Below are 13,358 nucleotides of genomic sequence, written 5' to 3' on the forward strand. Positions count from 1 at the left end.
TCACTCAGTCCAGCCGATCCTGATCGGTGACGCGTACGCCGCGCGCCCACTCCGCCGCCGTCATCACGCGCTTGCCCTGGGGCTGCACCTCGCCCAGCTCGACCGGGTGGGTCGCCGTACCCACCAGGACGCTGTTCTTGGCCGCCCTGATCTCACCGGGGCCGAGCCGGTCCACACCGTGCTCCACACCATGCGGATCCGCACTGTGCGGTTCCACGGCGGGCGCGAGCCGTACCGGGCCGAGCTTGACCCGCTGGCCGCGGAACTCGGTCCAGGCGCCGGGAGCGGGGGTGCAGGCGCGGACCAGGCGGTCAACCCGCAGGGCGGGAGCCGTCCAGTCCACCCGGGCGTCGTCCACGCCGATCTTCGGGGCGAGGCTGACGCCGTCCTGCGGCTGCTCGCGGGCCTCCAGGGTGCCGTCCTCGATGCCGTCGAGGGTCGCGAGGAGCAGCTCCGCGCCCGACTCGGCGAGGCGGCCGAGCAGGTCGCCGCTGGTGTCGTCGGCACGGACCCGCTCGGTGACCACACCGAAGACGGGCCCGGCGTCGAGCTCCTTGACGATGCGGAACGTCGCCGCGCCGGTGATCTCGTCGCCGTGCAGCACCGCGTGCTGGACCGGCGCCGCCCCGCGCCAGGCCGGCAGCAGGGAGAAGTGCAGGTTGATCCACCCGTGCGGGGGGATGTCGAGCGCGGACTGCGGCAGCAGCGCGCCGTACGCGACGACGGGGCAACAGTCAGGGCCGATCTCGCGCAGGCGGTCGAGGAAGTCGGGATCCCCGGCCTTCGCCGGCCTGAGCACCTCGATGCCGACCTCGTCGGCGAGCTGGGCCACGGGGCTCGGGTGGACCTTGCGCCCGCGGCCGGACTGCGCGTCCGGGCGGGTGACGACGGCGGCCACCTCGTGCCGGGGTGAGTCCAGCAGCGCGCGCAGCGAGGGCAGCGCGGTGTCCGGGGTGCCGGCGAAGACGAGGCGCACTACAGGGCCCTCCCCCGCGTCGCGTGCGGCGAGAACTTGACGGCCGGGGCGGACAGCCCGCTCCACTCGGCCTCGCGGATCGCCCGCATCGCCATCTTGCGCTGCTTGGCGTCCATACGGTCGATGAACAGCACGCCGTCCAGGTGGTCGGTCTCGTGCTGGAAGCAGCGCGCCATCAGGTCGGTGCCCTCGAGCACGACGGGCTCGCCGTGCATGTTGAAGCCCTTGGCGACGGCCCTGATCGAACGCGGCGTCGGGAAGGACAGGCCGGGGAAGGACAGGCAGCCCTCCTCGCCCTCCTCGTCGAGCTCGGCGGAGAGGTCGAGATCGGGGTTGATCAGGTGCCCGAGCTGGTCATCGATGTAGTAGGTGAACACGCGCAGCCCGACACCGATCTGCGGCGCGGCCAGACCGGCGCCCGGCGCGTCCATCATCGTGTCGGTGAGGTCCTTGACGAGCCTGCGCAGCTCCTTGTCGAAATCCACCACCGGCTCCGCCGGGGTGCGCAGCACCGGGTCGCCGAACAGGCGGATCGGCTGAATGGACAACAGACGGCTCCGTTCACATCAGGTCATGTCAAGTTCCAGGGATCAGCCCAGTTTACGGCCCTCCGGCACTGGTGCCGAAAGGCGAGCGCGACGCGTGGCGGGCCCGCGCGAGCGCCGGAACCGCGCTCAGGCGTGCCGGGAACGGACCTTCATGGCGGTCTTGCGCGCCGCCTTGGCGATGACCACGTCGGGGTGATGCCGGCCCAGCATCTCCAGGACGGCGAGGGCGTCGGGATGGTCGGCGCGGCCCATCTCGGGGACCAGCGTGAGCAGGTCCTCTCCCAGCATGTCGATCTCCCCGGCCGACTCGCCGGCGGCACCGATGTAGAGCAGGGCGGCGAGCGTGTCCACGGCCACCCACGCGCCGTCCCCCTCGCTCAGCGCGGGCGCCTCCAGATCGCGGACGCCCAGCCAGGCCGCGGCGTACCGCCACATCAGCGGCTCGCCGAGCGCCTCGCGCACGGCGGGCTCGGCCTCCGGGCCCAGTTCCTCCAGGATCGTGCCGGCGGTCCCCCGCTGCGCGGCGTTGCCCGTCGCGGCGATCTTGATGAGTTCGCGGGCGGCGTCCTCGGGGATCCGCCGCTCCAGCCACAGCGTGGCGACGCTCGACGACGCCTTCCCCGCCAGCATCGCCTCGATCAGCTCGGCGGCGCCCAGCTCGGCGAACCCCGCCACCTCGTGCAGCGAGGGCGCGTCATGCCCCTCCCGCAGCAGGTCACGCCGCACCGCCCACACCCCCGGCCGGGTCAGCCGTACGAGGTCGGCGGAGGGCTCGATCAGCCCGCAGTACTCCAGCAGGGCCAGCGCGTCGGCGAGCTCGGCCGGCAGCGTCATCCGCAGGCGCCGCAGCTCCGCCGGCCGGGCCTCGCAGCCGACCTCGTGCGCCTGCAGGATGCCGGAGGCGAGTGCGGCGACCGGCATCCCCGAACGCACCGAGTAGATGGTCGCGAGGATCTCCGTCAGATGCTCGTCGATCACGCTGGAGCCGGTCAGGCCCTCGTCGGTCCGGTCCAGCACGTCCATGACCACGCCGTCCCAGAACTCCAGCAGGTCGCGCGCCGCCGGGCCCGGCCGGGCACCGGCGCGAGTGATCTCGATGAGGCGGCCGTTCACCGCGACGATCCACAGCAGGCGCAGCCATCGGGCCTCCAGGCCGAGGTCGCGGACCGCCGCCGCGGCGTCCTCCTCGGTCAGCAGCCCGACCTCGGTGACCTCGCGCACCCCGGTCCACCGCGCGAGCCGTACGGCGTCGCGCACGAGCGGCACCAAGGGCACGGCCTGGACCAGCTCCTCGTCGGGGGCGAGGTCGACCGGCGGGAAAGTGAGCGCGTCGCTGTCGGCCATTACAGCAACTTACTCCACACCGGGCGAAACCAGTGCCGTGTGCCGCGTAGTCCCCAGGGGACACAGGCGCCCGGTCACCCGTGGACCCCGCCACGGCGTGGACCCGCGAGCCGCCACCTCGTTCTAGCGGATGCCCCGCGAGCGCGCCTTGAACGCGGCCTTGCGCGCCGCCTTGGCGGTGACCTTGTCGGGAAGGGTGTTGCCGAGCAGTTCGAGCACCTCGACCACGTCGGGATGATCGACCCGCCACATGTCCTCGATCAGATACGGAGGAGGACCGGACACCGCCATGTTCTCCGCGAACCCGTCGGGATCGATCTGCGCCGCGGGCAGCGCGAGGGCCAGCATGTCCACGCTGACCCAGAGCAGCTCGTCCTGGGTGAGCGCGGGCGCCGGCAGCCCCCGGGACGCGAGCCAGTGTATGGCGTGCGGACGCAGTTCGGCATCGTCGAGGCAGCGCGTCACCGCGGGTTCGGCCTCGGCGGAGAGCCGGTCGACGATGGTGACGGCGATGCCGCGCATCTCCGCGGGCGCGCCCGCGACCGCGCCGAGCAGTTCCGCCGCCGCCTGTTCGGGCGTGCGCCCGGCCAGCCATCGCTCGATGTCGCCCTCGGCCACCTCGGCGGGCAGGCCGCTGGTGATGAGGCCGGAGATGAGCCCGCTCGCGTCCCCCTCGGCGAGGTCGGCGGCGATGGGCGGCTCAAGCCCGATCTCCAGATAGAGCTCCCGCAGGCCCCACAGGCCGTGCGAGGTGAGCGCGACGCCACCGCCCAGGTGATGCACCGTCCCCGTGTAGGCGAGCCTGTCCAGGGCCTCGTCGAGCCCTTCCACCCGCTCTCCCGCGGCCAGCTCACGCAGGTATTCCGCGACGCCGTCCGGCGGAACAGGCACCTGGAGCCGGTAGAGCAGGTCGTGGACCGCGTAGATCGACTCGTCCACGGCCTCGTTGCCGGTGATGTCGACGGGAGCCTCGATGAGGAACTCCACGGTCGCCGCCCACAGGTCGAGCAGGTCCTCCTCGTCACGGGACGCCAGAGGGATGAACCCCTCCTCCACGAACACCGTGGTGCCCTCCAGCCGGGCCAGGCCGAGATCGAGGGCCAGCCGCCAGGCCAGGGCGGGCCGCTCCACGCCGGCCTCCTCCGTGACGAGGCGCGCGTCCTTCACCCTGAGCGCCTTCCTGACCGTGGTGGTCCTGCCGCCCTCGGCCATCCACTCCACCAGCAGGTGGGCGTCCCGGAGCAGCGGCACCTCCCGTACGGCCCGGGCGATCTCGGACGGCGGGGCGAGCCGCACCGCCGGGAGGGGAGCGCAGCCGGGGCAGTCGCAGGCGTCCTCGTCGAGGCCGTCGAACTCCTCCACCGCGCGCTGGACGGCGGCGGGGTCGGCCAGGTCGAGCGAGTCGGCGTTGATGGCGCTGAAGATGCTCTTGGCCATGCCGAACTTGGTCGTGTCGGCGAGGGCGGCGGGCATCTCGGGCTCGATCTCGTCGAGCACGGCCCGGATGCGCATCGCCGTCTTGGGGGCGATCTCGCCGGTGTCGACGAGGAACTCGACGAGGGTGCGCGCGGCCGCGACGGTCTCGCCCGCGCTCTCGGGCGGCGCGATGACCTTGCGCGGGTAGATCTCCAGCAGGAGCTCCTCGAACGTTCCCGGCCGGAAATCGCCGAGTTCGTTCACCTCCAGGTAGTCGCTGGCATAGTCGCACAGCAGTCGCACCTCGTCGACGTCGACCTCGACGCCCTTCTCACGCCCCCACGCGCGCAGGCCGTCGACAGCGCGGTTCACCCATTCGATCGACACAAGGAGACGCTAACGGGTTACTGACAGCATCGCGAATCGGCGAGGAACGGCCGGGAAACCGCAGGCCCGGGACTCGCGGCGCACCCTTCGGCCGCTCCGGGGGCGGCCGTCACATGGGGTCGAGCGGATCGACGCGCACCCGGACCAGGTCGGCCGCCTTGCGGGCGGAGCGCACGCCGCTCGCGCCCTTGAGGAGCCGTGCCAGGGCCGCGCCCTGGGTTCGGGGTACGCGGATCATGGCGCGTTCCAGCTCCTCATCCCGGTCCGGGCCCGCGCCCGGCCCCTCGACCCGCACCGGACCCAGCACCTGGGCGGCGGCGGGAAGCTCCACCGAGGCGAGCATCTCCCTGACCGCCGACGGCGGCCCGGTCAGCGTGGCCATGCGGGTGACCGGAGGGAACCCGAGCTGTGCCCGATCGCCGAGCTCGCGCTCCGCGTGGGTGACCGGGTCCCAGCGCAGCAGCGCCTGTACGGCGGGAAGCCCGGAGTCGGCCAGCACCACCACCTCGGCGCCCGGCCGCAGCAGCGCCGCCGCGTTCATCCAGCGGCGCAGGGTCTCCTCTGCGGCCCGCAGATCGGGGCGGCCGAGCAGTGCCCAGCCGTCCAGCAACACGGCCGCCGCGTATCCGCCGTCCGGGACGGGTTCGGCCCCCGGCGTGGCGACGACCAGGGCGGGCGCCGCGCCGACGGTGGCGAGGACCCCGTCCCGGCCCGACGTACGCACCTTGGCCGAGGGGAAGGCGCGGCCGAGCTCCTCGGCGGTGCGGCGGGACCCGGTGACCACGGCCCGCACCCGGCGCCCGCCGCACGACCCGCAGCGCCAGTCGCCCGCGATCCGGCCGCACCAGCGGCAGTACGGCGCGGCGTGACCGGAGCGCAGGGCCAGCGGCCCGGAGCAGACGGACCCGGCGAACCGGCCGTCATCGGGCTGATCGCCGCGCGGCCCCCCTCCCGTACCCGGGGCGCCGGGACCCGGCCGGCCGTCGCGCGGGCCATGATTCGGATCACGGTACGGATCATGGCTCGGATCATGATGCGGGCCGGTCATCGCGGCTCCGCCGCAGCGGGCGAGCGCGCGGCAGTTCTGGCAGGCGAGCACCGGCAGGTAGCCCCTGCGCGGCACCTGGACCAGCACGGGCCCGTGGTCGAGGCCCTGCCGGAGCGCCCGCCACGCGATGCTGGGCAGGCGGGCCGCGCGCGCCGCCTCGTCGCGGGCCATCTCGGCGTCGTCGCCCGCCGGGCGTACCCGGGGAGCACGCGCCCTGACCGTCTCGCGCCGGGCCACCAGCGGCCGCGCCCACCCCGAGGCGATGAGCTGGGTGGCCTCGACCGTGCGCGCGTAGCCGCCGATCAGCATGGCGGCGCCGGCCCGGTGAGCCCTCAGCGCCAGCACCTCTCGAGAGTGCGGGTACGGCGCGTGCAGCTCGGCGTGGAGATCGTCGCCGTCGTCCCAGATGATCACAAGGCCGAGATCGGCCACGGGGGCGAAGGCGGCGGCCTTGGTTCCCACGACGACCCGCACCTCGCCGCGCAGCACCCTGAGCCACCGGCGGTAGCGTTCCGCCGGCCCGAGATCCGCGGTGAGGGCGACATGGGGAGTGTCCCCGAGAGCGTGGTCGGCCAGCGCCACGTCCTTGCCGTCCGGCAGCACGACGACCACGCCGCGCCCGCCCGCCAGGGTGGCCCGTACGGCTGCCGCGACGGCGCCCGGCCACGAGGGCCCGTCAGCGCCGGTTCCGGGAAGAGCGGACCACACGGCCCTGGGCGATCGGCCCTCCGCCAGGGCGGCGAGGAAGGACGCGCCCGTGGGATAGGCACTCCACGCCCCCGCGTCCATGGCAGGCTCGGCGCCGGGGCCCACAGCGGTTCCCACGACAGGTCCCGCGGCGGCCCCGGGCTCGGCCTCGACCTTGGCGTGGCGCGGCGGTACGGCCAGACGGAGAACGTCGGACATCGTCCCGGCATAGCGGTCGGCGACGGCCCTGGCGAGGCCGGCGATCTCGGGCGTCAGCACGGGTTCCGGCGAGATCACCCGATCGAGGAACACCATCTTCCCCGTGTGATCGCTGTGCTCGGTCCGCTCGAGCAGGAACCCGTCCGTGAGCTTTCCGGCGAAGCGGACCCGTACCCGGCAGCCCGGCACGGCGTCGGCGTCCATGGAGGCAGGGACGAGATAGTCGAACGGCCGGTCCAGGTGGGGAAGGGGTGTGTCCACCGCGACGCGTGCGATGGGGGACCGCGCGGCGGGCTCAGGAGCTCCCTTGGCCGGACCCGCGACCGGACCCGCCTTCTTCGCGACCGGACCCGCCTTCTTCACGGCCGGACCCGCCTTCTTCGCGGCCACCGGGGGTCTCGCGGCCTCCCGGTCCCTGGACTCCGGCATCGCGAGCAGCGCCTCCTGGCCCTCGGGCGATCTCGGAACGGTCACGCTCCTGTCCTACCAGACGGGGCCGACGCCACCGTCCGGCCGGTGGGAGAGCCCCACGGGCGGAGGAGGCGGCGGACGAGGTCACCCGGCGCGCGGGCCGGGACGGGCGGTGGAACGCCAAGCGGCACCCGCCGGAGACGACGGGTGCCGCTTGCCTGGACGTGTCAGAGGCCGACGGCGTCGCGCAGTGCCTCGGCGCGGTCGGTGGACTCCCAGGAGACGCCCTCACGGCCGAAGTGGCCGTACGCGGCGGTCTCGGAGTAGATCGGGCGCAGCAGGTCGAGGTCCCGGATGATGGCGGCCGGGCGCAGGTCGAACACCTTGAGCACGGCCTCCTGGATCTGGACGACCGGGACCTTCTCGGTGCCGAAGGTCTCGATGAACACGCCAACCGGCTGAGCCTTGCCGATCGCGTACGCCACCTGGACCTCGGCGCGGTCGGCGAGACCGGCCGCGACGATGTTCTTGGCGACCCAGCGCATGGCGTAGGCGGCCGAGCGGTCGACCTTCGACGGGTCCTTGCCGGAGAAGGCGCCGCCGCCGTGCCGGGCCATGCCGCCGTAGGTGTCGACGATGATCTTCCGGCCGGTGAGACCGGCGTCGCCCATCGGGCCGCCGATCTCGAAGCGGCCGGTCGGGTTCACGAGCAGCCGGTAGCCCTCGACCTCGATGTCGAGGTCGGCGAGCAGCGGCTCGACGACGTGCTCGCGGATGTCGGGGGCCAGCATCTCCCTGAGGTCGATCTCCGGGGCGTGCTGGGTCGAGACGACCACCGTGTCGAGCCGGACCGGGCGGTCGCCGTCGTATTCGATGGTGACCTGGGTCTTGCCGTCGGGACGCAGGTAGGGGATGGTGCCGTTCTTGCGGACCTCGGCCAGCCTGCGCGCCATCCGGTGCGCGAGCGTGATCGGCAGCGGCATCAGCTCGGGGGTCTCGCGGCAGGCGTAGCCGAACATGAGGCCCTGGTCGCCGGCGCCCTGACGGTCGAGGTCGTCCACGCCCTCGCCCTCGCGGTGCTCGTAGGCGTCGTCGACGCCCTGCGCGATGTCGGGCGACTGCGCCCCGATGGACACCGACACGCCGCAGGAGGCGCCGTCGAAGCCCTTGTGGGAGGCGTCGTAACCGATCTCCAGGATCTTCTCCCGGATCAGGGCGGGGATGTCGACGTAGGTCTCCGTCGTCACCTCGCCGGCGACGTGGACCTGGCCAGTGGTGATCAGCGTCTCGACGGCGACCCGACTCTTGGGGTCGTCCTTGAGCATGGCGTCGAGAATCGCGTCACTGATCTGGTCGGCGATCTTGTCCGGGTGGCCTTCGGTAACCGACTCGGAGGTGAACAGGCGACGGGACAACTCAGTGGCTCCTCATGCAGCGGCTGCTGACGTCTACAATGCTTCGCTGAGTGTAGCCGCACCGGGTACGGCGCCGCGAAGCCCCGCCGCTTTTGAAGATCCGGTGACCGTGACCGCAGACGATCCGGACGCGAAACCGCCGGTCAGGCGAGTCGCGAGGCCACCAGATCCCAGACCACGTCGGCGAGATCCTCCTTGGGCCCCCTCGGGATCTCCACGGGGTCGCCGCCCGCCACGAGGACGACGGCGGCGTTGTCGGGGGTACCGAACGCGAGGTTCTCCCCCACCTGGTTGACCACGAGCAGGTCGCAGCCCTTGCGCTCCAGCTTGGCCCGGCCGTTGGCGAGCACGTCGTCGGTCTCTGCCGCGAAGCCCACGATGACCCGTGGGGACGGCGCGATCCCCTCACGGCGGATCTCACCCAGCTCGGCCAGCACGTCCGGATTCTTCACCAGATGGATCGGATCCGGCTCGGCCGAGGACTTCTTGATCTTCGTACCGCTCTGCCGGGACGGCCGGAAGTCGGCGACCGCCGCGGCCATGACCACGGCGTCGGCGTGGGCGGCGGCGGAGACGACGGCCTCGCGCAGATCCACGGCCGTCTCGACCCGCACCACCTTGGCGCCCGCCGGGTCGGGAAGCGCGACGTTGGCCGAAACCAGCGTCACCTCGGCGCCTCGGGCGACGGCCGTACGGGCGAGCGCGTAGCCCTGAAGACCCGACGAACGGTTGCCGATGAAACGGACCGGGTCGATGGCCTCGCGCGTGCCGCCGGCGGAGATCACGACGTGCCGGCCGGCGAGATCGGGAGCGCGCCCGGTGAGCACCCGGCGGCAGACCTCGAAGATCTCGGCCGGGTCGGGAAGCCGTCCGGGGCCGCTGTCGGCTCCGGTGAGCCGTCCGACCGCCGGGTCCACGACGATCGAACCGCGTTCGCGTAGCGTCGCCACGTTGGCCCGGGTGGCGGGGTGCTCCCACATCTCGGTGTGCATCGCGGGAGCGAAGACCACCGGACAGCGGGCGGTCAGCAGGGTGTTGGTGAGCAGGTCGTTCGCCAGGCCGTGCGCGGCCCTGGCGAGCACGTCGGCGGTCGCGGGCGCGACGACGACGAGATCGGCGTGTTGCCCGATGCGGACGTGCGGCACCTCGTGGACCGAGTCCCAGACCTCCGTGGTCACCGGGTTGCCCGACAGCGCGGCCCAGGTGGGCTCTCCCACGAAGCGCAGCGCGTCACGGGTCGGCACGACCCGTACGTCATGGCCGGACTCGGTGAACAAGCGGAGCAGTTCGCACGCCTTGTAGACCGCGATGCCCGCGCTGACCCCAAGGACCACCGATCTCACGAGTGAAACCTCCCGCGCGCCTCCCGCGCCAGCGGGGCGGGCGCCTCGAGCGCCGTTCAGCCCTCGATGGGCTCGGAGGTGAGCAGGCCGTCGCTGACCTCGCGCAGCGCGATGGAGAGCGGCTTCTCCTGGGCGTGGGTCTCCACGAGGGGCCCGACGTACTCCAGCAGGCCCTCGCCGAGCTGGGAGTAGTAGGCGTTGATCTGGCGCGCCCGCTTCGCGCCCATGATGACCAGGCTGTACTTGCTGTCGACGATGTCGAGCAGAGAGTCGATCGACGGGTTGGTGATGCCTTCCGCGTAGGCGGCGGTGCTTGCCACGTTGATGCTTCCCCTAGCTAGGTGGACGTCCGGTCGTCTCGGAGGACCTAAACCTCCGGGGTACCGGCCAACAAGGCTATCAGGCGAAGGCATACGTCCTGGACGGACGTGTTGACAAGGGTGAGGTCGAATTCCTTCTCGGCGGCCATCTCCACGCGCCCGGCATCGAGGCGGCGTTCGATGACGTCCGGAGGCTCGGTGCCGCGGCCGCGCAGCCGCCGCTCCAGCTCCTCCCAGCTCGGCGGTGCGAGGAAGACGAGCAGCGCCTCGGGCATGCTCTCCCGCACCTGCCGCGCGCCCTGGAGGTCGATCTCCAGCAGCGTCGGCACCCCGGCGGCCAGCCGCTCGAGGACCGGCGTACGGGGCGTCCCGTACCGGTTTCCGGCGAACTCGGCCCACTCCAGGAGTTCCCCGGAGCCGACCATGCGGTCGAACTCGGCGTCGTCCGCGAAGAAGTACTCCACGCCGTGGGTCTCGCCCGGGCGCGGCTTCCTGGTGGTCACCGAGACCGACAGCCACACCTCGGGGTGCGACCGCCGGAGCTCGGCGACGACCGTGGACTTCCCGACGCCCGACGGACCGGAGAGGACCGTCAGGCGGCGGTTCGGAGGCATGGAGTCACCGGCATGTGTCCCGGACCCGCTGGAAGCGGCTGCCTGGCGGGCCCGATCCTCACCGGGCCAGGACGTATCGGTCACTCAATATCCCCCGTAAATCTTGCTCGAGCGAAGCCGAGATCAGCTCTCGGCGCCGCCGAACTCCCGCTCCAAGGAGGCGCGCTGGTTGGCACCGAGACCCCGCACGCGGCGGGACTCGGCGATACCAAGGCGCTCCATGAGCTGCTTGGCGCGGACCTTGCCCACGCCAGGGAGCGACTCCAGCAGAGCCGAGACCTTCATCTTGCCGATGACGTCATCGGTCTGCCCATCCTTCAGCACCTCAGCCAGAGAAACCGCGCCGTGCTTGAGCCGGTTCTTGACCTCGGCACGCTCCTTGCGAGCCTTGGCAGCCTTCTCAAGTGCCGCCGCGCGCTGCTCGGGAGTCAGGGGAGGAAGAGCCACGCCGGGTCACCTCGAATTTCTGTCGATGTACTCGGACGGGAGGGGAAACTAGCTGGTCTATGCCCCCTCCGGCAACGTCAAGCCATGTTTCTCTCACCACAAAATTGAATCTATTACTTTCCGCACTCGAAAAATCACGCTGTGTCGATGAAAACCGCCTCATCAGCCACGGAAGAGGGCCCTCCTCCGAACCCCCTCGGACCCCCCTCCGAAGCGCCGTCGAGGCGTCCCGGAGGCGCGGTGCGAGCCGGCTCGAATCGAGGCGGGAAAGCAGCCCCGAACCGCCCGGAGCGGCTCCGCGAGGGCTCAGGAACCGCCTCCTCGCCACGCCCCCGAGCGCGATCGGGAGCCCCGCGCGAGAGCTCCGGAGTGGGTTTCGCGGCGGTTGTGGCGCGGGCTCGGGAAGAATCTGGGATGATCTTTGCCACAAGGACTCGGCGACGGCCCTCCGGACGCCGCCGAGCGCCTCTCAGCGGGCGCGCGAAGCGTCGCCCGCGGAACGGGAGACGTCCACCTTGCGGAGCGCGGCGGCGATGGTCGCCGCGGCCGCGCCCGGGTCCGGCGAGCCCGTGATGGGGCGACCGATCACCAGAAGATCGGCCCCGTCAAGGAGCGCGTCCTCCGGGGTCGCTACTCTTGCCTGATCCTGGGTGTCGGCGCCGACGGGCCGGACACCCGGGGTGATCAACGTGATTCCGGGTCCTACCTCGGCGCGCACCGCGGCGACCTCGCGGGGCGAGCAGACGAGGGCCTGGGCTCCGGCGCCCACGGCGAGAGCCGCCAGACGGCGTACGGAGTCGTCCGGGCGTCCCTCCAGGCCGATGGCGGCGAGATCGGCCTCCGAGAGCGATGTGAGAACCGTCACGGCCGCGATCTGGGTCTGCGGGCCCGCCGCGTCCACCGCGGCCCGGATCATCGCGGACCCTCCCGACGCGTGGACGGTGAGGATGGAGGGCTTGAGCCGCGTCACCGCGCGGGCGGCTCCGGCGACGGTGTTGGGGATGTCGTGCAGCTTGAGGTCCAGGAAGACCTGCACGCCACTCGCCCCGCGCACCGAGGCGATCACGTCGGGCCCATAGCGGAGGTAGAGTTCCAACCCGACCTTCACCGTCGAGACATGGGGTGTCACCAGACTCGCCCAGCGGGCCGCGGTCTCCAGATCGGGCGCGTCCAGGGCGACGGCGATGGGTGCGGGGGTCACAGAGAACTCTCCTCCAGATCGATGCGGTTCCGGGGTCCCGCCCCGGCGGGTCGGTGTGCCAGCCCGACGGCGTCGGCCAGGCGGTCGAAGCCACGCGCCTGCAGGAGCTCCTCCAGCTCCCTCAGGATGCGCTGGCAGGCATAGGGGTCGTGGAACAGGGCCGTGCCCACGGCGACGGCGCACGCGCCCGCCAGGACCATCTCCAGGGCGTCCCTGCCGGTCATCACGCCGCCCATGCCGACGATGGGCACGCCGGGCAGGGCCGCGTGGACCTGCCAGACGCAGCGGACCGCGAGCGGCCGGATCGCGGGCCCGGAGAGGCCGCCCGTGCCCGCGGCGAGCGACGGCCGCATCGTGTCCACGTCCACGCTCATGCCCAGCGGTGCGTTGATCATGGAAAGCGCGTCCGCTCCCCCGTCCACGCACAGGCGCGCCAGCGAGACGACGTCGGCCACGTCGGGCGCCAGCTTCGCGATCACCGGGACGTCGTACCGCGTCGCCGCCCGCACGGACGCCACGACCTCCGCGGCGGCCGAACCGTCCCGGGCGAAGACCCGGCCCCGGTCCTCGACGTTCGGACAGGACAGGTTCACCTCGACGGCCGTGACCCCCGGAGCGCCGGCCAGCCGCCGCGCCAGGGCGGTGTACTCCGCCACGCTGCCGCCGCCGATGGAGACGATCGTGCGCGCGCCCCGCTCGGCGAGCCAGGGCAGCTCCCGCTCCGCGAACACCTCCACGCCCGGCCCCTGAAGGCCCACGGCGCTCAACATGCCCGAGGGCGTCTCCGCCATCCGGGGCGTCGGACGCCCCGCCCTCGGCGCCATCGTGATCGACCGGGTCACGAACGCGCCGATCCGCGTCACGTCGAAGAACTGCGCCAGCTCGCGCCCAGTGCCCCCGCACCCGGAAGCCGTGAACACGGGGTTGGGCAACTCCACATGGCCCAGATAGCTGCGCAGATCAACGGGCATGCCGCCGCCTC

12 protein-coding genes are annotated in these 13,358 nt (G+C 72.4%); all 12 read right to left on the bottom strand.

All coding sequences use genetic code 11. From position 1 onward, the window contains the following. Nucleotides 1-4: 4 nt before the first annotated feature. On the bottom strand, nucleotides 5-976 hold the full coding sequence (fmt, locus tag AB0I59_RS08600; protein ID WP_061256704.1) for a methionyl-tRNA formyltransferase: 972 nt from the start codon (nucleotides 974-976) through the stop codon (nucleotides 5-7). After that, nucleotides 976-1,524 carry a peptide deformylase gene (gene def / locus AB0I59_RS08605; protein WP_061256702.1) on the bottom strand — a complete coding sequence of 183 codons (549 nt, stop codon included), beginning with the start codon at nucleotides 1,522-1,524 and terminating at the stop codon, nucleotides 976-978. Before def ends, fmt begins: the two co-directional genes overlap by 1 nt. 126 nt (nucleotides 1,525-1,650) lie before the next feature. Beyond that, the gene (locus tag AB0I59_RS08610) at nucleotides 1,651-2,868 is read right to left on the bottom strand and encodes a hypothetical protein (protein WP_061256700.1); all 1,218 of its coding nucleotides are present in this window, start codon (nucleotides 2,866-2,868) and stop codon (nucleotides 1,651-1,653) included. A 123-nt stretch (nucleotides 2,869-2,991) separates the two neighbouring features. Next, nucleotides 2,992-4,671, bottom strand: a complete 1,680-nt coding sequence (locus AB0I59_RS08615) for a hypothetical protein (protein WP_061256698.1) — start codon at nucleotides 4,669-4,671, stop codon at nucleotides 2,992-2,994. A 109-nt stretch (nucleotides 4,672-4,780) separates the two neighbouring features. Beyond that, nucleotides 4,781-7,054 carry a primosomal protein N' gene (locus AB0I59_RS08620; protein WP_358131596.1) on the bottom strand — a complete coding sequence of 758 codons (2,274 nt, stop codon included), beginning with the start codon at nucleotides 7,052-7,054 and terminating at the stop codon, nucleotides 4,781-4,783. A gap of 209 nt (nucleotides 7,055-7,263) precedes the next feature. After that, nucleotides 7,264-8,451 (bottom strand): methionine adenosyltransferase, encoded by a 1,188-nt coding sequence (gene metK / locus AB0I59_RS08625; protein WP_061256697.1) that lies wholly within the window; start codon nucleotides 8,449-8,451, stop codon nucleotides 7,264-7,266. Between the two features lie 143 nt (nucleotides 8,452-8,594). Continuing rightward, nucleotides 8,595-9,785 (bottom strand): bifunctional phosphopantothenoylcysteine decarboxylase/phosphopantothenate--cysteine ligase CoaBC, encoded by a 1,191-nt coding sequence (gene coaBC / locus AB0I59_RS08630; RefSeq protein ID WP_358131598.1) that lies wholly within the window; start codon nucleotides 9,783-9,785, stop codon nucleotides 8,595-8,597. Nucleotides 9,786-9,850: 65 nt separating this feature from the next. Next, a complete protein-coding gene (rpoZ, locus tag AB0I59_RS08635) occupies nucleotides 9,851-10,114 on the bottom strand; it encodes a DNA-directed RNA polymerase subunit omega (RefSeq protein ID WP_061256693.1) in 264 nt (87 codons plus the stop codon). A 47-nt stretch (nucleotides 10,115-10,161) separates the two neighbouring features. Further along, complete coding sequence (gmk, locus tag AB0I59_RS08640) at nucleotides 10,162-10,728, bottom strand: guanylate kinase (RefSeq protein ID WP_061256691.1); 567 nt, start codon at nucleotides 10,726-10,728, stop codon at nucleotides 10,162-10,164. Nucleotides 10,729-10,851: 123 nt separating this feature from the next. Next, nucleotides 10,852-11,175: an integration host factor, actinobacterial type gene (gene mihF / locus AB0I59_RS08645; protein WP_030450375.1), complete on the bottom strand. Its 324-nt coding sequence runs from the start codon at nucleotides 11,173-11,175 to the stop codon at nucleotides 10,852-10,854. Between the two features lie 469 nt (nucleotides 11,176-11,644). After that, nucleotides 11,645-12,376 (bottom strand): orotidine-5'-phosphate decarboxylase, encoded by a 732-nt coding sequence (gene pyrF, locus AB0I59_RS08650; protein ID WP_061256688.1) that lies wholly within the window; start codon nucleotides 12,374-12,376, stop codon nucleotides 11,645-11,647. Next, nucleotides 12,373-13,347: a dihydroorotate dehydrogenase gene (locus tag AB0I59_RS08655; protein WP_061256844.1), complete on the bottom strand. Its 975-nt coding sequence runs from the start codon at nucleotides 13,345-13,347 to the stop codon at nucleotides 12,373-12,375. The genes pyrF and AB0I59_RS08655 overlap by 4 nt, the downstream gene beginning before the upstream one ends. Nucleotides 13,348-13,358: the final 11 nt, after the last annotated feature.

The organism is Microtetraspora glauca, assembly GCF_040656155.1.
Lineage (GTDB): Bacteria > Actinomycetota > Actinomycetes > Streptosporangiales > Streptosporangiaceae > Microtetraspora > Microtetraspora glauca.

Coding starts and splice junctions, on each gene's coding strand:
- AB0I59_RS08610 (WP_061256700.1), bottom strand. CDS start 2,868: ATGGCCGACAGCGACGCGCTCACTTTCCCGCCGGTCGACCTCGCCCCC.
- AB0I59_RS08620 (WP_358131596.1), bottom strand. CDS start 7,054: ATGCCGGAGTCCAGGGACCGGGAGGCCGCGAGACCCCCGGTGGCCGCG.
- gmk (WP_061256691.1), bottom strand. CDS start 10,728: ATGCCTCCGAACCGCCGCCTGACGGTCCTCTCCGGTCCGTCGGGCGTC.
- AB0I59_RS08655 (WP_061256844.1), bottom strand. CDS start 13,347: ATGCCCGTTGATCTGCGCAGCTATCTGGGCCATGTGGAGTTGCCCAAC.